The 23,262-nt window shown below is 70.4% G+C and carries 25 protein-coding genes and 1 pseudogene; 18 read left to right on the top strand and 8 right to left on the bottom strand.

The genetic code is table 11. The annotated features are described in order from the left end of the window. The first annotated feature begins 5 nt into the window (after window positions 1–5). Entirely contained in the window at window positions 6–797 is a 792-nt protein-coding gene (locus tag ACWGJ5_RS21585; protein ID WP_453311280.1) for a DUF429 domain-containing protein, read from the top strand. Between the two features lie 210 nt (window positions 798–1,007). Here the strand turns inward: ACWGJ5_RS21585 and ACWGJ5_RS21580 are convergent, their stop codons facing one another. The 3 genes from ACWGJ5_RS21580 to ACWGJ5_RS21570 form a co-directional block, all read right to left on the bottom strand. Continuing rightward, on the bottom strand, window positions 1,008–2,699 hold the full coding sequence (locus tag ACWGJ5_RS21580; protein WP_453311279.1) for a tetratricopeptide repeat protein: 1,692 nt from the start codon (window positions 2,697–2,699) through the stop codon (window positions 1,008–1,010). 239 nt (window positions 2,700–2,938) lie between these two features. Then, window positions 2,939–3,523: a TetR/AcrR family transcriptional regulator gene (locus tag ACWGJ5_RS21575; protein WP_453311278.1), complete on the bottom strand. Its 585-nt coding sequence runs from the start codon at window positions 3,521–3,523 to the stop codon at window positions 2,939–2,941. Between the two features lie 167 nt (window positions 3,524–3,690). Further along, on the bottom strand, window positions 3,691–4,569 hold the full coding sequence (locus tag ACWGJ5_RS21570; protein ID WP_453311277.1) for an SDR family NAD(P)-dependent oxidoreductase: 879 nt from the start codon (window positions 4,567–4,569) through the stop codon (window positions 3,691–3,693). Between the two features lie 193 nt (window positions 4,570–4,762). On the opposite strand from ACWGJ5_RS21570, the gene nthB reads away from it, so the two are divergent. The 3 genes from nthB to ACWGJ5_RS21555 are packed head-to-tail and all read left to right on the top strand — an operon-like array spanning window position 4,763 to window position 6,386. Next, entirely contained in the window at window positions 4,763–5,434 is a 672-nt protein-coding gene (gene nthB / locus ACWGJ5_RS21565; protein WP_453311276.1) for a nitrile hydratase subunit beta, read from the top strand. Continuing rightward, window positions 5,431–6,033 carry a nitrile hydratase subunit alpha gene (gene nthA / locus ACWGJ5_RS21560; RefSeq protein ID WP_453311275.1) on the top strand — a complete coding sequence of 201 codons (603 nt, stop codon included), beginning with the start codon at window positions 5,431–5,433 and terminating at the stop codon, window positions 6,031–6,033. The genes nthB and nthA overlap by 4 nt, the downstream gene beginning before the upstream one ends. Then, on the top strand, window positions 6,030–6,386 hold the full coding sequence (locus ACWGJ5_RS21555) for a nitrile hydratase accessory protein (RefSeq protein ID WP_453311274.1): 357 nt from the start codon (window positions 6,030–6,032) through the stop codon (window positions 6,384–6,386). Before nthA ends, ACWGJ5_RS21555 begins: the two co-directional genes overlap by 4 nt. A gap of 152 nt (window positions 6,387–6,538) precedes the next feature. On the opposite strand, the gene ACWGJ5_RS21550 is transcribed toward ACWGJ5_RS21555, so the two are convergent. Next, window positions 6,539–7,156 carry a TetR/AcrR family transcriptional regulator gene (locus ACWGJ5_RS21550; protein WP_453311273.1) on the bottom strand — a complete coding sequence of 206 codons (618 nt, stop codon included), beginning with the start codon at window positions 7,154–7,156 and terminating at the stop codon, window positions 6,539–6,541. Between the two features lie 99 nt (window positions 7,157–7,255). Between ACWGJ5_RS21550 and ACWGJ5_RS21545 the strand changes: the two genes are divergently transcribed. Together ACWGJ5_RS21545 and ACWGJ5_RS21540 are read left to right on the top strand one after the other, a co-directional pair. After that, entirely contained in the window at window positions 7,256–7,696 is a 441-nt protein-coding gene (locus ACWGJ5_RS21545; RefSeq protein WP_453311272.1) for a nuclear transport factor 2 family protein, read from the top strand. Beyond that, window positions 7,693–8,541, top strand: coding sequence for an NAD(P)H-binding protein (locus ACWGJ5_RS21540; protein ID WP_453311271.1), 849 nt, complete (start codon window positions 7,693–7,695; stop codon window positions 8,539–8,541). Before ACWGJ5_RS21545 ends, ACWGJ5_RS21540 begins: the two co-directional genes overlap by 4 nt. Window positions 8,542–8,750: 209 nt before the next feature. Here ACWGJ5_RS21540 and ACWGJ5_RS21535 read toward each other — a convergent pair whose 3' ends face one another. Further along, window positions 8,751–10,244 (bottom strand): carboxylesterase/lipase family protein, encoded by a 1,494-nt coding sequence (locus ACWGJ5_RS21535; protein ID WP_453311270.1) that lies wholly within the window; start codon window positions 10,242–10,244, stop codon window positions 8,751–8,753. Between the two features lie 39 nt (window positions 10,245–10,283). Next, window positions 10,284–10,931 (bottom strand): TetR/AcrR family transcriptional regulator, encoded by a 648-nt coding sequence (locus ACWGJ5_RS21530; protein ID WP_453311269.1) that lies wholly within the window; start codon window positions 10,929–10,931, stop codon window positions 10,284–10,286. Window positions 10,932–11,169: 238 nt separating this feature from the next. Here ACWGJ5_RS21530 and ACWGJ5_RS21525 point away from each other — a divergent pair, with 238 nt between their 5' ends. From ACWGJ5_RS21525 to ACWGJ5_RS21495, 7 genes are all read left to right on the top strand, one after another. Continuing rightward, entirely contained in the window at window positions 11,170–12,186 is a 1,017-nt protein-coding gene (locus ACWGJ5_RS21525) for an extracellular catalytic domain type 2 short-chain-length polyhydroxyalkanoate depolymerase (RefSeq protein ID WP_453311268.1), read from the top strand. Between the two features lie 238 nt (window positions 12,187–12,424). After that, a complete protein-coding gene (locus ACWGJ5_RS21520; RefSeq protein ID WP_453311267.1) occupies window positions 12,425–13,441 on the top strand; it encodes a GlxA family transcriptional regulator in 1,017 nt (338 codons plus the stop codon). After that, window positions 13,438–15,189, top strand: coding sequence for a thiamine pyrophosphate-binding protein (locus ACWGJ5_RS21515; protein ID WP_453311266.1), 1,752 nt, complete (start codon window positions 13,438–13,440; stop codon window positions 15,187–15,189). The genes ACWGJ5_RS21520 and ACWGJ5_RS21515 overlap by 4 nt, the downstream gene beginning before the upstream one ends. Further along, on the top strand, window positions 15,161–15,814 hold the full coding sequence (locus ACWGJ5_RS21510; RefSeq protein ID WP_453311265.1) for an SRPBCC family protein: 654 nt from the start codon (window positions 15,161–15,163) through the stop codon (window positions 15,812–15,814). Before ACWGJ5_RS21515 ends, ACWGJ5_RS21510 begins: the two co-directional genes overlap by 29 nt. Next, window positions 15,811–16,830 carry a 3-oxoacyl-ACP synthase III family protein gene (locus ACWGJ5_RS21505; RefSeq protein WP_453311264.1) on the top strand — a complete coding sequence of 340 codons (1,020 nt, stop codon included), beginning with the start codon at window positions 15,811–15,813 and terminating at the stop codon, window positions 16,828–16,830. The genes ACWGJ5_RS21510 and ACWGJ5_RS21505 overlap by 4 nt, the downstream gene beginning before the upstream one ends. A gap of 3 nt (window positions 16,831–16,833) precedes the next feature. Beyond that, entirely contained in the window at window positions 16,834–17,046 is a 213-nt protein-coding gene (locus ACWGJ5_RS21500) for a hypothetical protein (protein ID WP_453311263.1), read from the top strand. 506 nt (window positions 17,047–17,552) lie between these two features. Continuing rightward, window positions 17,553–17,813: an aldehyde dehydrogenase family protein gene (locus ACWGJ5_RS21495; RefSeq protein ID WP_453311262.1), complete on the top strand. Its 261-nt coding sequence runs from the start codon at window positions 17,553–17,555 to the stop codon at window positions 17,811–17,813. A gap of 70 nt (window positions 17,814–17,883) precedes the next feature. Here the strand turns inward: ACWGJ5_RS21495 and ACWGJ5_RS21490 are convergent, their stop codons facing one another. Next, window positions 17,884–18,882, bottom strand: a complete 999-nt coding sequence (locus ACWGJ5_RS21490) for a 4,5-dihydroxyphthalate decarboxylase (protein ID WP_453311261.1) — start codon at window positions 18,880–18,882, stop codon at window positions 17,884–17,886. 107 nt (window positions 18,883–18,989) lie between these two features. On the opposite strand from ACWGJ5_RS21490, the gene ACWGJ5_RS21485 reads away from it, so the two are divergent. Continuing rightward, window positions 18,990–19,844: a LysR family transcriptional regulator gene (locus ACWGJ5_RS21485; RefSeq protein ID WP_453311260.1), complete on the top strand. Its 855-nt coding sequence runs from the start codon at window positions 18,990–18,992 to the stop codon at window positions 19,842–19,844. Between the two features lie 55 nt (window positions 19,845–19,899). Further along, the gene (locus ACWGJ5_RS21480; RefSeq protein ID WP_453311259.1) at window positions 19,900–20,181 is read left to right on the top strand and encodes a GMC oxidoreductase; all 282 of its coding nucleotides are present in this window, start codon (window positions 19,900–19,902) and stop codon (window positions 20,179–20,181) included. Window positions 20,182–20,578: 397 nt separating this feature from the next. On the opposite strand, the pseudogene ACWGJ5_RS21475 reads toward ACWGJ5_RS21480, so the two are convergent. Then, a pseudogene (locus ACWGJ5_RS21475) lies at window positions 20,579–20,718 on the bottom strand (transposase family protein); the annotation flags it as partial. Between the two features lie 228 nt (window positions 20,719–20,946). On the opposite strand from ACWGJ5_RS21475, the gene ACWGJ5_RS21470 reads away from it, so the two are divergent. The 3 genes from ACWGJ5_RS21470 to ACWGJ5_RS21460 are packed head-to-tail and all read left to right on the top strand — an operon-like array spanning window position 20,947 to window position 23,227. Then, window positions 20,947–21,960, top strand: a complete 1,014-nt coding sequence (locus tag ACWGJ5_RS21470; RefSeq protein WP_453311258.1) for a L,D-transpeptidase — start codon at window positions 20,947–20,949, stop codon at window positions 21,958–21,960. Between the two features lie 45 nt (window positions 21,961–22,005). Further along, window positions 22,006–22,512, top strand: a complete 507-nt coding sequence (locus tag ACWGJ5_RS21465; protein WP_453311257.1) for a SigE family RNA polymerase sigma factor — start codon at window positions 22,006–22,008, stop codon at window positions 22,510–22,512. After that, the gene (locus ACWGJ5_RS21460; RefSeq protein ID WP_453311256.1) at window positions 22,505–23,227 is read left to right on the top strand and encodes a hypothetical protein; all 723 of its coding nucleotides are present in this window, start codon (window positions 22,505–22,507) and stop codon (window positions 23,225–23,227) included. Before ACWGJ5_RS21465 ends, ACWGJ5_RS21460 begins: the two co-directional genes overlap by 8 nt. The last annotated feature ends 35 nt before the right edge of the window (window positions 23,228–23,262 follow it).

Genomic DNA, 23,262 nt, shown 5'->3' with positions numbered 1-23,262 from the left:
CGGGCGTGGTGGGACGACAGGTGGTGACGGTCGGCGTCGATCTGGCCGCCCGTGCACGGCGCACGGCCGTGTGCCGGGTCGTCTGGGGACCCGGGGGCGGCCTGGCGGTGGAGTTCGTCGTGCCCGAGGCGGACGAGCAGTTGCTCGCCGTGGTCCGGGCGGCCGACAAGACCGGCCTCGACTGCCCTCTCGGCTGGCCGTCCCACTTCGTGGCGACGGTTCTGGCCCACCACCAGGGGGGGCGGCTGCCGCCCCCGGTCCGGTTCGAGGACCGCGCCGACGGGCGGCCCGGTCTGGACGCCTTGCGGTTCCGGCTGACCGACGACCTGACCTGGAAGGCGACTTCCCTGCGGCCGCCGCTGTCGGTGTCCACCGACCTGTTGGGGGTCGTGGCGCTGCGCGCGGCCCACCTCCTGGATCAGCTCGCGGCATCGGGCGTCGTCGTGCCCAGGGACGGGTCCGGACCGGTCGCCGAGGTGTATCCCGCCGCCGCGCTGCGGCGCTGGGGGATCCACCTCACCGCCAGTTACAAGACCCCCACAGCCGGGGCGCGCGCCGTCCGGGAGCACATCGTCCGCTCCCTCGAGGCGGGTCTTGGCCCGGCTCTTCCCGAGGCGGTGCGTGCGCGGTGCGTCGACAGCCACGACCATCTCGACGCCCTGGTCTGCGCCCTGGTCGCCCGCGCCGTCCTGGTCGGTGACACGCTGTGGCCACGCTCCGCGGACGAACGCGCGCTCGCCCGCCAGGAGGGCTGGATCCACCTGCCCGGCACGGATCTGGCTGCCCTCCGCCACTGACTGAGACCGTCAGGGCGTTCCGGTGGTGTCCCGGGCGCGCGGCCAACTGCCGTCGGCCACCACCGTGGTGACGTACTGCCGGAAGCTGCGGGCGGCGCGCCCGATCAGGCGGGGCACTGTGTCCAGGGGCTCGGTGCCACCCAGGGCGTGGAGCGCGGCGTAGGAGACGATGTCCCGCTCGATCGACTGCTCAAGCCGGCTCCTGGCGGCTCAATGTTCCATCGTGCAGCAGTCCCCTCCGCCGGCCGCGTCCGAGACCGCGTCGAGGCGGCAGAAGCAGGACGCCTGGACCGGCACGTCCGCGATCGCGACGGCGATCTTCAACCTCTGAGCCACGATCTGCGCCTCTCCGGCCTTGCCCAGCCGGACCAGACACTCGTGCAGCCCATGGAGGGCCCAGACATTGTCAGGGTGCTGCACAGCGCGTGGAAGGGTGTCGTCGAGTCCCAGGTCGGCCCGGTAGACCGCCTCGGCCTCCGCGACACGCCCCCGTTCCAGGAGCAGGGCGCCGTACGCATGCCGGGTGGGCTGCATCCATCCCCACGGCTCGTCGTAGGGAAGGTTGTCGTCCAGTTCGATCGACCGCTCGAGCGCGGCGAAGGCGGCGTCATGGTCGCCCTTGCGGTATTCGAGTTCGCCGTCGAGCATCGCCGACGCGATCGCCAGGATGTCGGCACAGGTGTTGTTGAACAGCATGCGTGTCTCCGGCACCCGGGCGACCGCCCGGCCGAACAGCCGGCGTTCGGCCTCGGCCTCGGAGACATGGCCGGTGGCCGCGAACGCGACGCCCCGGGCGTAGTGCAGCATCGCCGTGCTCACGCTGTAGAGCTGCGGGTCGGCGGGCACGGGCATCCGCAGGATGTCGCTCCAGCGGCCGAAGCGGATCAGTACATGGACCCGCATGGCGAGGAAGCCCTCCAGCCAGTCGGCCATGGGGGGGCTCTGCACGCGCAGCAGCTCCTCGGGGATGGACGCCTCCAACTGGGCAGCGGCCTGCAGAGCGGTCCGGAACCGGCCCAGGAACATCGCGCCGTAGATCTTGAAATGGTAGTTGTGGCACCGGTACAGCGTGTAGAAGTTCATGGCTCCGGCCCGCGCACGGAACTTCTCGTCGGCGACGATCGCTTCGGCGTTGTCCGACACCACCCGACGGTAGTCACCGCAGAGCACTTCGATGTGTGAAGGCATGTGCTGCAGGTGGCCGGCGTCGGGCACCAGGCCGCGCAGGCGGTCGGCGACGGGCAGGGCGACCTCGGGCGTCGGGGACATCTCCATCAGGTGGATGTACATGTGCAGGATGCCAAGGTGTCCCGCCCCGGCATCTGTCGCGACGGCCCGGTCCAGGACGGCCCTGGCCTCGAGCGTGCGGGCGTCTTCGGCCGGCTCACCGGTCCGCAGGTTCCACAGCCGCCAGGGAGTGAGGTTCATCAGCGCGTCGGCGTACAGGGTGGTGATGTCGGGGTCGTCCGGGGCGAGTTCGTAGACGGAGCGCATGCTGTCGGCGTACGGCGCGTTCCACACGGAACAGTCGTCGACGGCCTCCGTCTGCGGATAGCGGGCACGCAACGCGCCGATCAGGGCTCGTTCGAGCGGCGTGGCGCCGGATTCCGCCTTCTCGTGGGCGAGTTCCACGGCGGCATGGGTGCGTTCGACGGTGCGTGCGAGATCCTGCTCGTCGAAGAACTCCCACGGCTTGTTGTAGTTGGGGCCGAGTGCGTATGCGATGCCCCAGTACGCCATGGCACAGCCGGGGTCGGCCGCCGCGGCGGCTTCGAAGCAGGAGACGGCTTCCTCGTGGTTGAAGGCGTACGTCCAGACCAGTCCGCGGTCGAACCAGAGTTGTGCCTCGGGCGAGGAAGTCGTCACGGAGCGGCTGTAGGTGCCGAGATCGTAATAGTCCATGCATCGTCCCTCACCACCCGACCGCCGAAGCGCCGGGAACCGACCGCACTTGTCGCGCAAAGCGCGTACTGAGCAGCGTAGTGGTCCCAGTCATGACTTGGTCGGCAGTTCGCGCAGGCCGGAGAACAGCGGATACGGCCCGTCCCAGTGCGCCGTCATGGGGCGGGCACGGTGGGGTGAAGTCGACCGCCGGGAAGTACCGTGCCCATTCGGCTCTGCTGATCCGCGGGCGAGCTCGCTCACCGCTTCGGGCCGGCCTGGCGGATGTACACACCTTCCAGTAGCGAGGCCAGATAGCGGCGCGCCGTCTCGACGCGGACTGCCGCCTCGCCGTGGACGTTCGCGGCGTAGGCGATTCCGCACATCAGCGGGACCAGGTCGGCAGAGGTCAGGTCGGCGCGCACGACCTCGGCAGCGCGGGCCCGCTCGAGCAACTCTCGGCCTACCGATCGTATGGTCTGCTTCAGTTCGGTGGTACGCGGCAGGGCGTCGGTGGGCGCGGCGGTGACCGGGGACAGAGCGGCGTCGGTGACCTGCGCTTCGATGGTGCGGGTCAGGAAGCCGGCGAGGGCGCGCCCGGGGTCGTCGTCGGCCAGGGCCCGCTCGCCATGGGCGGCGAGTGCCTCGAGGCCGGGGGTGGCGACGGTCTCCAGGAGCGCCTCGGCGGTGGGAAAGTGGCGATAGACGGTGCCCACGCCCATTCCGGCTCGGCGGGCGATGTCGTTGAGCTGCAGTGGTGTGCCCTCGTCCACGAGATCGCGAGCCACGGCGACGATCCGTTCCCAGTTACGGGCGGCGTCTTTGCGCAGGGGGGCGGTCGTCATGCGAGCAGTCTAACTGGATGGCTCATCCGGATCGTCCGGACCGCTGTGGGGCGGGACCGGACGAGCCGCCCGTTTCCTCTTCCTGCCCGACACGCCCACAGCGCCCCATCGTCCCTGGAGGGGAACCGGTCCACCGTGTGGTGAAGCCGGATCCACTTCAGGTCCCGTCATGTCGTCCTGAGTGGCGCGAGACGCTCGCTGAGGCGGCGGACGGCTTCGGCGATTCGGGGGTCGGCTGCCGGACGGAAGGGGGTGACCGGATGCGCCCGGGGCCCGATGACCACGCCGGTCCGGCCGTCCAGTGAGCCGTCGGTCGCGGCGAAGATCGAGGACTTGGCCGCCAGGGACGCAGGGCCCGAGGTCGAGCGTTCGAACCTGCGGCGGACCAGCGGCCAGAGCAGCCGCAGCCCCGGCGAGACGATTTTCGGATCACGCAGGGTGCCGTTGGTCATGTCGGTCGCGGCGCCGCCGGGGTCTGCGGCGAAGACCGAGACGCCCGTGCCCTCGAGCCGTCCGGCGAGCTCCAGCGCATAGGCGAGGCCGGCCAGCTTGGCGCGACCGTACCAGTGGAAGCCGTAGTAGCCACCCGGCGGCTCCGCCGCGTCGAAGACGCGCTTCGCGACACCGATCGCACCTGAGGTGACGTTCACGATCCGGCTCGGCGCACCGGCTCGCAGTGCGGGCAGCAGCAGCTCGGTCAGGAGGTAGGGCGAGAGGTGGTTGACGGCGAACGTCGCCTCGATCCCGTCGACGGAGTCCTGCCGGTCCGGGAACATCGCGCCGACGTTGTTGACCAGGACGGTCAGCGGACCGTCCCCGGCGATTCGGCCGGCAAGGGCGCGCACCGCGTCGAGCGAGGCGAGGTCGGCGGCGAGGAACCGGGCGGAGTGCAACGGCGCCATGGCGTTGATCCGCTCGACCGCACGGGCACCCCGCTCGGCGTTGCGCCCGACCACCGTGACCTCCAGCCCTGCCTCGGCCAGCCCCAAGGCGGTTTCCCACCCGATTCCCGCCGTCCCTGCCGTGACGACCGCTGTCTGCTTCATGCCACAACCGCCTGTGCTATCTGGATTACTTATCCGGTTCACGCTTACCGTAGCAGAACCGGATGACCCATCCAGTTGACTTTCCCCACCTGGCACGCGCACCTCCGACACGCCGCACCCCCAGCGCGAATGCGCCGGCCAATATAATTCGAGTAATTACGTCCGTTATCCCGGACAAGTGAGGGTTTGCACCATGGATGGTATTGCCGACATGGGGGGCACCCAGGGATGGGGGCCCGTTCGTCCGCCGGAACGCGATGAACCCGTCTTCGCGGAAGACTGGCAACGCAAGGCGTTCGCGTTGGCGATCCTCTCCAGCCGTATCGCGAGCGGCGGCATCAACACGGACGCCTTCCGGCACGCTCTGGAGCGCCTGAACCGGGCCGCCTACCTGGACGACGGCTACTTCGGGCGCTGGCTCAACGCGGGCGAGCTGATGCTCACCGAAAGGTCCGTCCTCGCGCCGGGCGCGGTCGAGGCCCGCGCCCGCAACCTGCGCGGCGAACAGGTGGCGCAACCGCCCGTCCCCGAGCCCGCCATACCTCACTACGCACCCACCGCCGAGGGCTCGCTGCGCTCCGTGGACACCGCACCGGCCTTCGGCATCGGCGAGCGCGTACGCGCCAAGAACGTGTCCGTCCCCGGGCACACCCGGTTGCCGGGGTACGTCCGGGGACACACCGGAGTCGTCGACGTCATCCAGCCCGCCCATGTACTGCCGGACACCAACGCGCATTTCCTGGGCGAGAACCCGCAGCACGTCTACACGGTGCGGTTCGACTCGCGCGAACTGTGGGGCTCCGACCCCGAACCCTTCGCCCTCACCGTGGACATGTACGAGAGCTACCTGGAGACCACGGCATGACCACCACCGCCGGCGGCCCGGACGAACCTCCTTCCGTGGCCTTGCGCACCGAGGCGCTGGAGCAGCTGCTCACCGAGCGGGGTCTGATCGACCCGCGGGTGATGAACGGGATCATCACCCAGTACGAAACCAACGTGGGCCCGCTCAACGGGGCCAAGGTCGTCGCCAAGGCGTGGACCGACCCCGGCTACCGGCAGCGCCTGCTCCAGGACGGCACCGCCGCCGTCAAGGAGCTGGGCTTCTCGGGGCAGCAGGGCGAGCACATCGTCGTCGTGGAGAACACTCCCGCCGTCCACAACGTCGTGGTGTGCACCCTGTGCTCGTGCTACCCCTGGCCGGTGCTCGGCCTGCCGCCGAGCTGGTACAAGGATCCCGCCTACCGGGCGCGGGTGGTGCGGGAGCCGCGCAGGGTGCTGTCCGAGATGGGACTCGAACTCGGCGACGACGTACAGATCGTCGTCCGCGACTCCACGAGCGAGGTGCGCTGGCTGGTGCTGCCCGAGCGCCCGGCCGGCACCGAGCACCTGTCCGAGGAGGAGCTGGTGTCCCTGGTGACTAGGGACGCGATGGTGGGCGTGGCGAAGGTGGCGGCACCGTGAGCGCACCGATGGACATCGAGGGCCCGGCCGCGCCCCCTCGCTCCAACGGCGAGCTGGTGTTCGCCGAGCCGTGGGAGAGCCGCGCCTTCGGCATGGCCGTCACCCTGTACGAGGCGGGCGCGTTCACCTGGCCGGAATTCCAGGCAGCGCTGATCTCCCGGATCGCCGCCTGGGAGGCTTCGGCGGATCCGGACGAGCCGTACCACTACTACCGGCTGTGGCTGGCCGCACTGGAGGACGTGCTCGTCGGCCTGCGCGCCGTGTCCACCGCGGAGGTCACCGCACGCGCCCAAGCCCTGGCACGGCGCCCCGAAGGCCACGACCACCGTGCCCACGACGACCACCCGCGCTGACCCCTGGCCCTCCGAGCGCTCTGCCCCTCACGGGAACCGACGCCGAGGGGGCCGCCTCTGCCGGTCCATGGATCCGCGAACGCCGACCGTCCTGGAAGCCTCATCGGTCCCGTCGCGCGAGAAGGGCGTGACCACCGCCGGAGCGGCCGTGGTCAGCCTTCGCCGGCCGGCGTCGGGGGCGTGTCCGCACCGAGGGTTCTGGCGGCGAACTCCGCCAGGCGGGCCCGTATCTCGCCACGGGTCAGGCCCTTTTCGCCGGCCAGGTAGGCGACCAGGTCGGCGCGGGTCGCGGCGAGCAGGGCGTGGGCGGTGAAGTCGGCGGAACCGGTACCGGTCAGGCCCGGAATCCGGTCCAGCAGATCACGCAGCAGCGCGTGCCATCGCTCGTAGTGCTCCGTGCGGTAGGGGCTGTCGGTGCCGGTCTGTTCCAGGGCCAGCGCGAGGTGACGGTTGTCGAGCTTGAAGCACAGGACGGTGTCGAGCAGGGCCAGTACACGCCGCAGCGGCTCGGTCGCGGGCCCCAGCGGCGGCGGGCCCTCCTCGACGCTCGTCCGGACCGGTTCGAGCCGCGCTTCGTACAGCGCCCGGATCAGCCCGGTGCGATCGCCGAAGGCGCGGAAGAGCGTCCCCTTCCCGACACCCGCCGCCGCCGCGATGTCGGCCATGGTGACGTCTTCGGGCTGCTCGCACCGGGTGAAGAGAGTGTCGGCGGCGGCGAGGACGGCCGCGCGGTTGCGGGCGGCGTCCTTGCGCGGGCTGCGCTCGGGCACGGGGTTCCTCCGTTGCAATCCGGACCGGCGGTCCGTATTGTCGAGGGAGAAGCGGACCGCGAGTCCGTATCGTACTGGAGCACTGGAACGGGGAGAACCATGCCCGAAAACACCCACGCGAACGGCTCACCGGCCGATCTGTACCGCCGGAGCCTGCAGCTGCTGCTGGACAAGGACATTCCGGGCTGGATCGGCCTGTGGGCAGCCGACGGAGTGCTGGAGTTCCCGTTCGCCCCGCACGGCTGGCCCACGCGTCTGGAGGGCCGGGAGGCCATCGCCGCCTACATGCGTGACTACCCCGACCACATCGACCTGCACGACTTCCCCGACGTGCGGATCCACCAGACCACCGACCCGGAGACCATCGTGGTCGAGATGCGCGGTGTGGGCCGGCTCGTCGAGAGCGGCGGACCCTTCGACATGACCTACATCGCTGTCGTGTCCGTTCGAGACGGCCGCTTCGCCTCCTACCGGGACTACTGGAATCCGCTCGCCGTCCAGGCACCCGGGCTGGACTTCGCCGGGAGCGACGCCCGATGACCATCCCCGGCACCACCCTGGTGATCGGCGCCACCGGCACGACCGGGGTCCGTACGGCCGCGGGACTGGCCGCCGCCGGACACCGCGTCAAGGCCGCGAGCCGGCGTGCCACTCCGGTCGGGGGTGCGGAACCGGTCCGCTTCGACTGGTACGACCCCACCACCTTCGGCGCCGCTCTCGACGGAGCCGACCGCGTCTACCTCGTTCCGCCGGTGGGCGACCCGGACCCGGCCGCGGTCATGCTGCCCTTCCTACGGCAGGCTCGGGCCGCCGGTGCACACCGTGCAGTACTGCTCAGCTCCTCGGCCATCTCCGAGGGAGGCCCGGGAGTGGGTGCGGTGCACCGGGCGCTGCCCGGGCTGTTCGACCAGTGGGCGGTGCTGCGGCCCTCCTGGTTCATGCAGAACTTCACCGGCACGCACGTCCACGCCCAGAGCATCCGCGCGCGCGGCGAGATCCTGACCGCGGCCGGGGCCGGTCGCGTGGGGTTCGTCGACGCCGACGACATCGCCGCCGTCGCCGTACACGCCCTGACCGGGAACCGCGCGCCCGACACCGACCTCGTCCTGACCGGACCTGAGGCGCTCAGCCACGAAGACGTCGCCACCGTCGTCACGCAGGTCACCGGCCGGCCCGTGATCCACCGGCCTCTGACGTACGAGGAGATGCGAGACCGCCTGGCCGCACAGATGCCGCTGGAGTTCGCCGAGATGCTGGCCGGCATGGACCGCGCCATCGCCGAGGGTGCCGAGGACCGCACCACCGACACCGTCCAGCGGCTCACCGGCCGCCCGCCGCACAGCTTCCGGGAAGTCGCCGTACGCGAGCTGACACGCGACGGATGACCGTGCGCCCGGCACCATGTGGCTCCGTCGCCACTGTCCCCCCGGTGCCGCTGCAGCCGGTGCCGGCCGTCACATGGCGGTGACCTCGTCGTGCGGCTCGCGTGTCGAGCGGGTGGTCGGATCGTCGCACCTGCGGCCGGCCTGGAACGCCATCGCCTCGGAAAGGGGTGCGCGGGGCGTCCTGCGTGCGACGTCGTCCGGGGCGGGGATCAGCGCACACCGTCCCACAGGGCTCGCAGGTGCTCGCGAGGGGCGTGGTCGAGGGCGGGCGTTGCGCCGAAGCGGCGGACGGCGCGGCCGGGTTCGCGGTAGGCGGGCCAGCCGGGCTCGCCGGTGGTGGCGAAGGCGGTCCAGGCGGCGTGCATGCTGTCGGCGATGTGCTGCGGAGGCGTGTCGCCGAGCAGGGCTGCGAAGCCCGGGTCGGCCAGGTTGTCGAAGACGAACGGAAGGTCGGCCGCATGGCAGGCGCCGAGATCTCCGTCGAGGGCCGGCGAGGGCCAGGCGAACTCGTAGACGAACGCGCGGGCGCCCTGGCCTTCTTGGGCCTCGGCCAGCCGCAGGGCGGGTAGCCGGTAGAACCAGTCCGTGGCGATCTCGGCGAACAGGTCGCCCGGCGCCGCGTCGGGGAAGGAGGCCCGGTAGGCGAGCACCCCCTGGGGTGGCAGACCGTAGGCCGCTGCCGCGCTGTCCAGGAGATCGTCCGTCACCAGCGGGGACAGTCCGGTGGGCACGGTGAACAGGCGGAACTCGTCTCGGGTGAAGCCCACCAGCACGTCGACGTCCGCGGCAGTGCCGTCCGCGATCGCCTCGATGGGCGGGCGCGGCAGGGTGGTGTGGTCGACCACGGGTTCGAAGGGCATCAGGTTGAGGGCCGCCTCGCCCCACAGTGCCGGGTCCGGGCGTGCGGAGATCTCCGCGCGCAGTCGCTGCTGCGCGGCCAGCAGCCGCTCCAGGGGTACGGCGGCGAGGTCCGCACGGGTGGGCGGCACACCGAGCACGGCGGCCAGTCCGGCCCCGACCCGGGCGGCGGAGCCGGGGGACAGCACGTGATGGGCCGCTCCGCTCTGCAGTACGGCGCGGTGGAAGAGGCCCTTGGCCGCGGGCATGGCGAGCAGCGCGCCGATGCTCATCGCCCCCGCCGACTGGCCGAAGACAGTGACGCGCCCGGAATCGCCGCCGAACGACGCGATGTTGTCGCGTACCCATTCCAGCGCCGCGATCTGGTCCAGCAGACCGAGGTTGGCCGGGGCGGGGTCCTCGGGGCCGAGGTGCAGGAAGCCGTGCGCGCCCAAACGGTAGTTCAGTGTCACCAGCACCACGCCGTCACGGGCGAACGCGGTGCCGTCGTAACCGGGTACGGAACCCGAGCCGTTGCTGAACGCGCCGCCGTGCAGCCAGACCATGACGGGCAGCCGTCCCGCCGGATCAGGGGTCCAGACGTTGAGATTGAGGAAGTCCTCGCCGGGGATGTCGACCTCGGGGATGAGACGGTTCAGCGGTGGGGCGTACGGGGCCTTGGGTGCGGTGGGGCCGTAGGTGTCGGCGTCGCGTGTTCCGTTCCATGGGGCCGGCGGGCGGGGCGGGGTGAAGCGGAGCGGTCCGACGGGGGCGGCGGCATAGGGGATGTTTTTGAAGCGGGCGATGCCGTCCGGGCCGGTGGTGCCGCGCACGGCACCGTGCCGGGTGGAGAGGACCGGTCGCATGGTTGCTCCTGGGCGCGAGGGGGCGGACGGGGCGCATACTCAGCGGTGGGCGCCGGCCATGCGCAGGGCGAACTGCGCGTACTGGTCGGCGACTTGTTCACGGGTACGACCGGATGCGGGTCCGAACCACTGGGCGACCTGCACCCCGAGGCCACCGATCGCGGTCACCGCCAGCAGCGGGTCGTCGATGCTGAACTCGCCCTGCTGCAGCCCCAGTTCGAGAACGTCGGCGAGCATACGACGGCACTGCCCGCGCAGTTCGAGGGAGGGCTCGGCCAGTTCGGGAGGCAGGGCGTGCAGTTCACTGTTGGTGACGACCGCCAACAGCGGATAGTCGGTGTGCAGCAGCACATGGGCGCGGACCAGAGCGGCCAGCTGCCGGCCGGCGCCGGCGTCCCGGGTGGCGGCCGCGGCCTCGCTCAGGCGGGCCAGCATCTCCTCGTGGCCGATGCGCACCAACGCGGCGAGCACATGCCCCTTGGAGGGGTAGTGCGCGTACAGCGTCGCGGAGTTGATGCCGACGATGCCCGCGATCTGCCGGATCGAGGCGCCGGCGAAGCCCGATTCGGCGAACAGTTCCAGGCCCGCCTTCAGGATCCGCCCTCGTGTGCCGGGAGGCGTCACCCCCTCGGGCAGGACGGCACCCATCGCCACGACCCGGCGGGGCTCCCAGGCGGGAAGTTCCACTGCTGCTCCTGAGGGATACGGAGAGATTCCAACCAATCGATTGGTTGACACCGTAGCGCAGAAGCCGGAAGGTATCCCGCAACGAAACCGAAACAACCGATCGATTGGTTGGCACTGTCCGTCCGAGCGGCCCGCCCGGCCGGACGGCGACGGGTTCCGGGGCCGGCCGTCGTCACCCCCGCCCCTCGGTGCCGCCCACACCGGCGGCACCGCCCTCCCACCTCACGGAGTGTGCACGATGAGGTTCCGCTCCCTGCGCACAGCCGTCCGCGGCGTGGCCGTTCTCGGCGCCGCAGCCGGTCTGACCGTCCTCGGCCTGACGGCGCCCGCCCAGGCCGCCGCCCCACCGCTGCCGGACCTCGACATCACCGGCACCTACGTCACCGGCGTCTCCTCCGGCGGCTTCATGGCCACCCAGCTCCAGGTCGCCTACTCCCGCACCTTCGACGGCGCCGGAATCGTCGCCGCAGGCCCGTACGACTGCGGCCAGGGCAAGGTCATCGACCTCGCCACCTGCGACCTGGGCCTCGGCGTCGGACGACTGGAACAACAGGCCACCGACTGGGCGGCCGAGGGCCGCATCGATCCGGTCTCCAACCTGGCGGGCAAGCCGGTCTACACCTACCACGGCTACCTCGACCCGGTCGTCAATCCGCTCGTCTCCCGTGCCGGCGTCGACTTCTACGAGCACTTCGGCGCCCAGGTCACGTACCACGACTGGGATCCGGCGGGGCACTCCTGGCCCACGCCCGACGGCGTCGTCCCCTGCGCGCTCACGCTGCCCCCCTTCCTGAACAACTGCCACGACGACCCGCAGCGCGAGATGCTCACCGCCTGGCTGGGCACGGTCAACCCACGCAACACCGGCGCTCCGGAGGGCTCGCTCACCTACTTCGACCAGAACGCCTACGCCCCCGGCGGCTCGGCCCGCGCCCTGTCCATGGACGGCACCGGCCAGCTCTATGTGCCGCCCAGCTGCGCCCAGGGCGCACCCTGCACGCTGGTGGTCGCCCTGCACGGCTGCCTGTCCGCCCAGCAACTCCTCGGCACCGCCTTCGCCGAGAAGGGCAACCTCGACACCTACGCCGACACCAACAACCTCGTCGTCCTCTACCCGCAGGCCGTCTCCAGCGTCTGGCCCGTCAACCCACAGGGCTGCTGGGACTGGTTCGGCTACACCGGCTCCGACTACGCGGTCAGGAGCGCCCCCCAGATGACCGCCGTCGTCAACATGGTCCACGCCCTGGGCGGCTGACCGGCTTCCCCGACTCCTCGCGCGATCCGGCCTCAGGGCTGCCGCGGACCACGGCATGCGGTGCTCGCCGACGGCGGCGCAACCGCACCGATCTGTGAGCTGCCTCACCCATGGCCGCCCGCCCGGCGCGCGAACCGCCTCGCCAGCGCCCTGCGTACCCGTGCGACGCCGTTTGCTGGCCGGATACGTCAGTAATCTGTCATTGCAGCCAGTACGACATCCGATACAGGCTGTGACCGTGTTGGAACGACGTGTTGTTGTGGTGGTGTACGCGGGCGCGATGGCCCTGGACATCACAGGACCGATTGAAGTGTTCGATACGGCGAACCGGCTCGCGGGCGCCTCGGGCACCCCCTACCGGACCGAATTCGTCTCCGCCGACGCACCGTTGGTGCGCATGAGTTCCGGAGTGGTGGTGGAGGCCTCGCCACTGGAGGCGGGGCGGGGCCCGATCGACACGCTCCTCGTGCCGGACGGATGGAGTCTCAACGATGCGCTCAGGGACGAGGCGCTCGTGTCCTGGATCGGCCGGGCGGCGGCCCGGTCGCGCAGAGTCGCCTCCGTATGCGGCGGTTCCTTTCTGCTGGCGGAGGCCGGCCTCCTCGCCGGCCGACGCGCCACCACGCACTGGGCGTACAGCGAGGCGATGGCGTCCCGCTATCCGGATGTGACGGTGGACGCCGAGCCGATCTTCGTCTGGGACGGCCCTTTTGTGACCTCCGCGGGCGTGTCGACGGGCATCGACATGGCCCTGGCTCTGGTGGAGGCAGATCACGGATCGGCGCTCGCGCTGGAGACGGCACGGTTTCTGGTGCTGTTCCTCAAGCGGCACGGAGGACAGTCCCAGTACAGCGCCGTCCTCGACGCCCAGTTGGCCGACCATCCGCCGATCCGGGCGGCACAGGAGTGGATCCTGGACAACCTGGGCGGCCCGTTACCCGTGGCTGAGATCGCGCGGCAGGCCAACATGAGTCAGCGCAACTTCGCCCGGGTCTTCCGGCGCGAGGTGGGGCAGACACCCGGCCAGTACGTCGAGCGGACGCGCATCGACCGCGCACGCGAGCTGCTGGAGACCACGGACCTGACGATCGGCCAGATAGCCGGCCGCTGCGGATTCACCACCGCCGAGACGTTCTTCCGCTCCTTCGGACGCACCCTGGGCCTCACCCCCAAGGAATACCGGCACCGCTTCCAGGTGATCTCGCCGTGCGGGTTCATCGACCGGCACCACGAGAGGGAAGGGAGCCCCGCATGACGATCGAGACCCCGGGACTGCGCGAGGCGGAAACGGTACGCCTGGTCGACCATCTGGCCGGGGAACTCGCCAGGGCCGGCGTCACCCACGTGTTCGGCGTCGGCGGCGCGAACATCGAGGACCTGTACGACGCGGTGCACCGCTGCGACGGCGTCCGCGGCGTCGTCGCCAAACACGAGTTCTCCGCCGTCACCATGGCCGACGGATACGCGCGCACCACCAGGCGCCTCGGCGTCGTCGCCGCCACCTCGGGCGGCGGGGCGATGAATCTCGTACCGGGTCTGGCGGAGGCGTACGCCTCCCGGGTGCCCGTGCTGGCCCTGGTGGGCCAGCCGCCGACCGGTCAGGAAGGGCGCGGGGCCTTCCAGGACTCCAGCGGCAAGGCGGGCTCCTTCGACGCTCGGGAGGTCTTCGCGCCCGTCTCCCGGTTCTGCGCCCGGGTCGATGAGCCGGACCTGCTCACGGAGTTGCTGTCCCGGGCAGTCGCGGTGGCGCAGGCCGATCCCCGCGGGCCGGCCGTGCTGTTGCTGCCCAAGGACGTGCAGCAGGCGCGGATCCGGGTACCCGCCCGCGACACGGCCCCGATACCGGGCGGTCCCGGGACGGCACCGGCGGCGCGGCTCGGCACAGCCGCCGTCAGGGCCGTCTCGGACATCCTTCGCCGAGCCGGTCGCGTCCTCGTCATCGCCGGTGAGGATGTCGCCGCCGCCGACGCGCGTGGGGATCTGGCCGAACTGGCCCGGCGCCTCGGGGCATGGGTGGCGGTCACCCCGGACGCCAAGGACGTCTTCGACAACCGTGATCCCCGATTTGCAGGCGTGGCCGGGGTGATGGGCCACGCCAACGTCGAGGACTGCCTGCGACGGGCCGACCTGTGCCTGCTGGTCGGTACCCGGCTGCCGCTCCTGGCACGCGGCGGCCTCGACCGGGCCCTGGCCGGCACCGAAGTCGTGTCCCTCGGCCCCGAACCACCGTTCGTGTCAGGCACCGTACTTGGCGGGAACCTGCGGGACGCACTGCGCGCGGTGACCGCCCGGCTGCCCTCGCCCCCACGCCCCTGCCCGCCGCATGCCGGCCCCGTTCCCACACCCGTGCCGGGTCCGCTCTCGCAGAGCCGGGAGCGAACCGTCCCCCACGCCCTGGCGGTCGCCGCGGTGGAGGCGGCACTCCCCCAGGACGCACATGTCTTCGTGGACGCCGGCAACGCAGGTGCCAGCGCGATCCATCTCCTTGCGGCACCGCGCCACGGCCGCTTCGTGGTGGCGGTCGGCATGGGCGGCATGGGCTACACCTTCGGTGCCGGCATCGGCGCCGCACTCGCCACCGGCCGACGCACCTACGTCCTCGCCGGCGACGGAGCCTTCTTCATGCACGGGATGGAAGTGCACACGGCCGTGGAGTACGACGCACCCGTGACGTTCGTGATCTTCAACAACAACGCCCACGCCATGTGCGCGATGCGGGAGGAGTTCCTCCAGGGCGGCGTCCGCAGCGACGACGTGTTCGCCCGGACCGACCTCGCCGCCGGAGTGGCCGCCGCCTTCCCGTCCCTGGAGGCCACGGGAGCCGCCGATGCGGCGCAACTGCGCACGGCGCTGCTGCGCGGCAACGCGCGCGGCGGCCCGGCGTTCGTCGCGGTGGACTGCGACCCGCGGGAGATCCCTCCGTTCCTTCCCTTCCAGTCCTTCACCGAAGCCACCAACAGCAAGGAGAGCTCAGATGAGCGAGGAGTCGTCCGCGTTGGCTGACATCCCCGGTCTGGTCCGGATCGAGAACGCCGGCAAGGAGGAACTGACCGCCCACTGCATGGAGCTGACCCACGCGGTCTACCCCCACCACCAGGTCTACGGGCAGTACTGCACCATCCACGAGTACGTCGACTGCCCCCCGGAGCAGGCCTACGACTACCTGCGCCAGGGGCACCATCTGGAGGAGTGGACCTGCAGCCTTCGGGACTTCGCGCCCACCGGCACCCCGGGGCTGTGGGTCGGTCACGACCGGCTGGAGGACGACACCAGGATCTACTGCAAGGTGCTGGCGAACCCGGAGGCCATGACCGTGGACTACCACTGTTCCTGGGACCAGGGCGAGAAGCTGTGGATGATCTACCTGATGCGGGTCGTCCCGGCGCAGCCGGTACTCGACAAGCCGGGCTCGGTGATCACCTGGACCAACTGCCGGCACCCCTACTACGACGCCAACCCGCGCCCCGACCTGGCTCCCCGCCCGAACCGGCCCTGGGTGGGCGACTACTGGGACCTCTTCTACGCAGGGCACACCGTGGAGATGCACAACCTCAAGACCATCCTGGAACACCGTCACCGGCGCGGCCTGCCGGTCGGTTCGGCTCCGGCGAGGGCGGTGGCGCGGTGACCACGGTCAGCCTCACCGACGTCGCGAGCTACCTGCCCGGCGAGCCGGTCCCCGCGGAGTTCTACACCGACTACCCCGGAGCCGAGGACAAGCTCCGCAACCATCCCATGTTCAGGGTCCCGCCGTTACGGCACCACGTGGCCCCGGACGAGACCAACGCGGACATGGTCGAGCGCGCCGTACAGCCCCTGATCGAACGGCACGGCGCGGCGGAAATCCGGGGCGTCGACGTGCTGTTGGTGCACAGCCAGTTGCCGGACCTGCCGTTCGCGGGCGCCGGAACCGAGGTGGCTCGTCGGCTGGGCCTGAACCCGGAGTGGCTCGTCGACGTGGCAAACGCGGGCTGCGCGTCCTTCGTGTACATGGTGAAGCTGGCCCGGCAGATACTCACCTCCACCGATGCGAAGACCGCACTGATCTGCAACGCACAGAGCGCCGCGGGGCAGTGGTTCACCCAGTCCGAGGTGCGCAAGCTCGCCCAGGCGGCGATCCCGGGCGACGGGTGCGGGGTGGGGTACGTGACGAGGTCGGCACAGTCGCCGGTCCTCGACGTGGAGACCCGGCACATCGGCGAGTACGCCGGCGACATGACCGTGGCGGTCGACGACGGCCGCAAGTACTGGGAACCGGGAGAGTCCCAGCTGCGGATCGGGTTCACCGACTCAAGCGTCGCCAAGGTCCTGGCACGCGGGAACCGCCTCGTCCCCGAGGTGATCGCGGACCTGTGCCGGCGGCTCGGCGTGGCGAGCACCGACATCGACGTCCTCATCACCAACCAGCCCAACCGCACCTTCCTGCGGAACTGGCGAGAGGCTCTGCAGCTGCCGGCCGAACGGCACCTGAACACCTTCGACGAGTACGGGAATCTGTTCGGAGCGGCGATCCCGGTCACCCTGGACCGCGCGATCAGCTCGGGGCAGGTGAAGGACGGCGACCTGATCGTGCTCGGGGGATTCGCCCACGCGGGCGACTTCGCCGGTGCCGTCGCCGTTCGCTGGCACGGCGGACGGGACTGAGCCATGGACATCCCCGTACTGCACCGACTTGCCCTGACCGAGAGCCCGTATCCCCCACTGCCCTGGGTACGCGAGGCGATGCGACGGGCCGTCGCACAGGCCCACCGCTACCCGCGGTTCCACCCCGACGACCTCACCGAGCGGATCGCCGCATGGTGCCGGGCGACCTCCGACCGCGTCCCGGTCGGCAGCGGATCGGTCGGCGTGGCCCTGTGATGCTCTCAAGGGCAAGCCGCTCACTTCGGCGCGTCAACTCCCGGCGCATGCGGACAACTACGGGCCGATGCATCTCGCGTACCGGAAGATGTCCTGGCCACCTAGTGTTCCCGCCACCGCGATCGTGTCCTCCAAGTCTCCCCCCTTCGCCACCCCGGTCGACGCACAGCTGTGGCACGAGGCCCAGCAGCAGTTCGTCGGCGCGGCACGCAACCGGCACCAGGCCGCGGCGAATCACAGTTCTCATGACATCCCTGTCGACCGGCCCGACGTCGTCATCGAGGCGATCACCGACAGGGTGAACCAGGTCGGTCAGGTCATGGGCCCGCCACCGACCCGCGCGTGGCCTCGCCCAGCGTGGTGGTGATCGCGCCGCGGAGCCGGCGTTGTGCGGCGTCGTTGTCCAGGCGGGGATGCCAGGACATCGCATAGCTCATCGCGCCGATCTCGCTCGGTGCCGGGATGCTGGTGCGCGCGCGTGAGCGGAACCACCGGCCACCGGCCAGGTGATCACCACCGTCCAGGGCGGCGGCGCTCCCGAGGTCGACGCCGCCGTACGCGCGGCCCACCGCGCTTTCACGCAGGACTGGAGGTGGCGTACTCCTTCCGAACGGGCCGAACTGCTGGTGCGCGGCGCCGAGGTCCTGGCCGCACATGTCGACGAGCTCGCCGAGCTCGAGTCGCGGGAGAACGGCAAACCCGTCGCCGACGCACGACGCCACGACATCGGGTTCCTCAACGGGGCGCCATGGGGGGATCGAGCATGAAGCCGCGCAGTGCCGGCCAGGTGAGACGGCACCACGCGGCAGCATCGAGCACCACCCGGCGAGCGGACACTCAGGTGTCGAAGAGTTCGGCCGCGAAGACGTCCTCGATCCTGAATTGCCGCGTGGTCAGGCCCTGCTCGTGGTGATAGCGCAGGTGGGCGTCGAGGGCGGTGCGGTTGGCCGCGATGCCGTAGGGCCACCAGTCCTCGGGGAACTCCTCGCCGTTGCGCTCGACCAGGGCGTTCATCCACGGAACCATGGTCGGAACCTGGTAGAGCCGACGGTTCTGGCGGTAGCGGTCGGCGGCGGCGTCCTTCGCCCGGGAGAAGAGGCGGTGGACGCCGTGCGCGAGGCCGGGACGGTCCCGCAGGAGATCCCGCCGGATGACGAGGGTGTGCATGATCGGGAAGATGCCCGTCCGTCGGTGGTAGTCGCGTTCCAGCGGTTCGAAATCGGGAAACAGCCGGGCGACGTTCGGGGAACCGTCGAGCACGCACTCCGGGACGTTCGCCGAGAACAGGGCATCGATCTCGCCGGCGTCCAGCATCGCACCCAGTGCCTTTCCCTCGGGCGCGACGCTCACGTCGACTTCGGCGGGATGCGGATGAGGGATGAAATCGAAGGGCGGCGCGGGGTGTTCGAGGCCGCCGATCACCCAACGGCTCTTCTCGGGCCTGAATCCGTACTCGTCCATCAGGATCCCCTTGGCCCACACGCCGGAGTCCTGACCGTAGGTGCCGAACTCGCCGATGGCCTTGCCCGCAAGATCACCCGGTTCGATGATCCCGCTGTGGGTGTTGACGTAAATGCAGGAGTGCCGGAACACGCGGTTCGGGAAGATCGGCAACGCTACGTACGGCAGGCCGGTCTCCAGTAGCCGCAGATAGAACGTGAGCCCGAGTTCGGCCACGTCGAAGTCGTTTCCGCGGATCAGGCGGTCGAAGATCTCCGGCAGGGTGGCAGCGGTCTCCATCGTGACGTCGATGCCGTCATCCCTGACGGATCCCTCGAACAGTGCACGCGTCGTGTCGTACTGGAAGCACCCGACCGTGAGAGCGGGGTTGGTCATGAACGTCCCTCCTTGTCAGCTCCACTGCCTCCATCGTTGGCCGTCGCGGGATCTGCTGTCCAAGACCATCTCGGTACGTCCGATACCCCACGGGTATCGTGTTCGGGGTGGACCTTCGCTCGCTCCGGTACTTCGTCGCCGTCGCCGAGGAACGCCACATCGGCCGGGCAGCGACCCGGCTGCACATGACACAGCCGCCGCTCAGCCGCGCGATCCGGCAGCTCGAGGACGAGCTCGGCGTCGTCCTGTTCGAGCGCAGGTCCAAGGGCGTCGCCCTCACGCCCGCTGGAACGGTTCTGTACGACGAGACGCAGGCGTTGCTGGCGCAGGCCGAACGGATCCGCAGCCGGGTGACCGACGCTGCGGGCGCGGCGAACCTGTCCGTCGGGACGCTGGCAGACGCGGCGCAACACGTCGGCGGCCGGCTGGTCCCGCTCTTCCGGGCCCGACATCCGCACGTGAACGTCACCATCCACGAATCGGACCTCGGCGACCCGACAGCCGGGCTTCGCACCGGGCTCGTCGACGTGGCCCTGACCCGAACCCCGTTCGACGACACCGGCACCAGCACGCACATCCTGCGCTCAGTACCCGTCGGCGTGGTCATGCGTGACGACGACCCTCTCGCCGATCGCACTTCGGTCTCCTCGGCCGATCTCGCCGGCCGCCGGTGGGTCCGACTCCCGCGCGGCACGGATCCCGTGTGGGCCGCGTACTGGACGGGCGGCGGCCACGACGACACGTCGCCGGTCATGCGAACGATCCAGGAGTGTCTGCAAGCAGCTCTCTGGAACGGAACATCAGCCCTCGCCCCTGTCGACCAGCCGCTGCCCGCCGGCCTGGTCGCCGTCCCGTTCAGCGACAGACCGCCGAGCGACCTCGTCGTGGCCTGGCCGAAGATCGGGCGGAGCCCGCTGGTCCGCAGCTTCGTCCAAGTGGCCGTGGACAGCTGGAACACCTGAACCGCGACGTCCGCCGACACCATGTCGACGCAGGGGGAAGCCCGACTCGCACGTCGTGAGCAGCGGCGGGGCCCAGGACTCCCTGGACCGCCTGGACGACGCGGCTCTCGAAGAGCACGTCCGCAGGTGGAGCGCGACGGCCTGTCACCCGGTGGGAACCTGTGCCATGGGAACCGGAGACGACTCCGTCGTCAATCCGGAACTGCAGGTCCACGGAGTCGAGCGACTCCGTGTCGTCGACGCCTCGGTCATGCCGACCCACATCAGCGGAAACACCAACGCACCCACGATCATGATCACCGAAAAGGCGGCCACACGGATCACGGAGCAGCCGTGAACCCAGCGCCCGACCGTCAGTGGTGGCACTAGGCAACGAACAGCTCGCGGCGTCACGTCTCTGATCGGATGCACGTGCAGACGTCCTGGCCTGTGAACGGCGCTGGGACCCACCGGGCGGAGCACGGAAAGGCGCAGGTGGGCGCCTACAGATTGAGGGAGCCCGGAAACCTACGATGGGGCCACGGCCACCAAAGAGGGCATCTGATCCAGGTAGTTGGTGGGGAGGAATGCCCTTGTGACTGGTGGCGTTGGCGGTCGCTGCACGGCATGTGAGTGCTCCGCGTCCGTATGCAGTGATGTACCCGATGCCCGCCGCGCCGTGATCGAACCGGTCTTCACGGCCTGTCGAGCCAGACGGACCGGAGGCACGGTCTTCTGCGGCATCGACCGGGCAGGCCAGTGTGGTCGACGATCCGGCCGGCTGTGGACTTCGAGAAGCCGAACACCGGATCGAGCTGCCGCAGTGTCAGATCCGGGCGCCAGTGTGCGGCTACCAGCAGGACCCGGTCTCCAGCGATAGCGGCCACGGACGTCCCAGAGGTTCGCGCTGGTGCACGTGTCCGCGATGCTGAACACGCTGGCGCGAGCCGGCGGGCCCTAGCGTCCGCTGCGTCGGCGTGCACGTTCGGCAGGGACAGGTGGTGCGCGAGCGTGGTGTGTCCCCCACGTCCAGCTGCCCGGCAAAAAGGTTTCACTCCGATGCAACCCGCCTCCGAGCCCGTGCGTATTAGAGGCGATACCGCACCACATCCAGGGGGATTACATGTACGTGGACCGTTCGGCCGGTCGGACCGCCGGCCGTTTCGGCGCCGTTGTCGTGGCCTGTGCGGCCCTGTTCTCGGCCGTCGGTTGTTCGTCGGACGCGGGTTACGGCGTCAGGGTTACCGGTGACGCGCCAGGGGCCCGGGCCTCCGGCTCGGCGGCCGGGAAGACCGCGGACAGGGACGACGACGGCGCGGACAGGGCGCCCGGCGCACGCCCAGTTCCGTCGGTGCCGGAGCCCGCCGTGCTTGCGCAGGCGCGGGTGAACATATCCGACGGGCAGACGGTGGGTGTGGGCATGCCTATATCCGTCACCTTCTCCCGGTCGGTTCCCGCTGCCGAGCGCAAGGCTGTCGAGAGCTGGCTGCGTGTGCAGACCTCGTCGGGCACGAAGGGGGCGTGGAGCTGGGTGAAGGACAGCAGCCTCCTGGACGGGCAGCGCGTCGACTTCCGCCCCAGCACCGCCTACTGGCAGTCCGGCACCCGGGTCACTCTCCGTCTGGGCTCGCACGACGCCCGGCACTTCACCATCGACCGGTCGCTGGTGGCCACGGTCGACGCGAAGACACACATGATGACCGTCCGCACCGCGGCTACCACGCGGCGTATCCCGGTCACCACCGGGGCGCCGGGGACGGACACCTGGAACGGAACGATGGTCGTCATGGACAAGCAGCGCAAGGTGCTCATGGACTCCCGCACCGTGGGCCTCGGGAACGAGTACCGCGGCGACTACTTCTGGGCCGTGCACCTGACGACGTCGGGGACATACGTGCACCAGAACCCGCGGGCGGACACCGAGGCCGGACACCGTAACGTCACCCACGGCTGTGTCGGCCTCGCCACCGACGGCACCGCCCAGAGCTTCTACGACCAGGTGCGGGTCGGCGACGTCGTCACGGTCACCGGGGCGAACAAGGACACCGTCGCCGCCGGCAACGGCTACGGCGACTGGAACCTGACCTGGAAGGAGTGGCTCGCGCACAGCGAAGCCGGCGCGACCACGACCGCATGACCCCCATCGCACCGGCCCCGCGCCGTAAGAAGAGAGCACGACAAGGTGACCGAGGACGAGTTCGACCTCTTCTACACGGCTGCCTGCCCGCGTCTGGTCGGTCAGCTGTACGCCCTGATGGGCGACTACGCCGAGGCTCAGGACGTGGTCCAGGAGGCGTTCGCACGCGCCTGGGAGCGGCGTTCGTCCGTGCTGAGCGGCGATCGGGATCCCGAGGCGTGGATCCGCACGGTGGCACACCGTCTGGCGATGAGCCGCTGGCGGCGGGCGCGCCGCTGGTGGGAGCTGGTCCGGGGCGAGACCGTGCCGCGGCCGGTGCCCGAACCGAGTCCGGACCACGTGGCATTGGTCGCCGCTCTCCGGCGCCTGCCGGAGGCCCAGCGGACCGCGATCGTGCTGCATCACCTGTGCGATCTGAGCGTGGAGCAGATAGCCGCCGAGAGCGATGCAGCCGTCGGCACCGTCAAGGCACGCCTGTCACGTGGCCGTGCGGCACTTGCCGCTCACCTGGCGAGCGAGGAAATCCACTCCACGGAGGAAACCTGTGTCTGACCAGCTGCCACCGCATCCCCTGACCGAGAAGGAGCTGTCCGTCCGGCTCCGTGGCCTGGCCGCGCAGGGCGCGGCACCGGCCACGGGGGCACAGGCGAGGAGTCGGGCGCAACAGCGCCGCCGCGGCCAGCGCGTTGTGCTCTCCGCCGGTGCGCTGGCGACGGCGGCCCTCACCGCCGTCATCTCCGGCGCCCTCGGCTCCGCCACCGGGGCGGTCGTACCTCCCGCGGCGTCCGTGTCCCACACACCCACACAGGCGCCGTCCCCGGTGCCCGTCCAGCGGGTGACGATCGACCTGGACGCCCACACACTGACCATGGAGGGCAGGAGGTTCCCCATCAGCGGGCCGCAGGACAACTGCCCGATCGGCGAGACGGCGGTCACGGTCACCACCAAGTACCCCACCCTGACAATGCCCCCCAACAAGTACAGCAAGTTCACCAAGTATGTGGACGTCAGGCAGTGGGCCGTCACCTTCACCGACCGCCGTCACCACGAGCGGCTGCTGATGTGGGCGCTGGACCCCTCCGCCGGTCTGAACAGCATCGGCCAAAATGCCGGCCTCGGCGCCATCGCCCTTGCGCCCGAGGCCGGGAAATGGGTGTACGACGCCATCAAGCCCGGCGCGCGGGTGGAGATCAAGGGCCGGCAGGCCGCGAGCGCGGACCCGGACTCCGTGTGCTACGAACGCCGGCCGATCACCGGCGACCACTGATGCCGAGCCGGCAGTGTGGCGCGGGCACACCGACG

It is taken from the genome of Streptomyces sp. NPDC054783 (assembly GCF_053611725.1).
The sequence above is the reverse complement of the archived record's forward strand: the minus strand, read 5'-3'. Positions and strand labels throughout refer to the sequence as shown.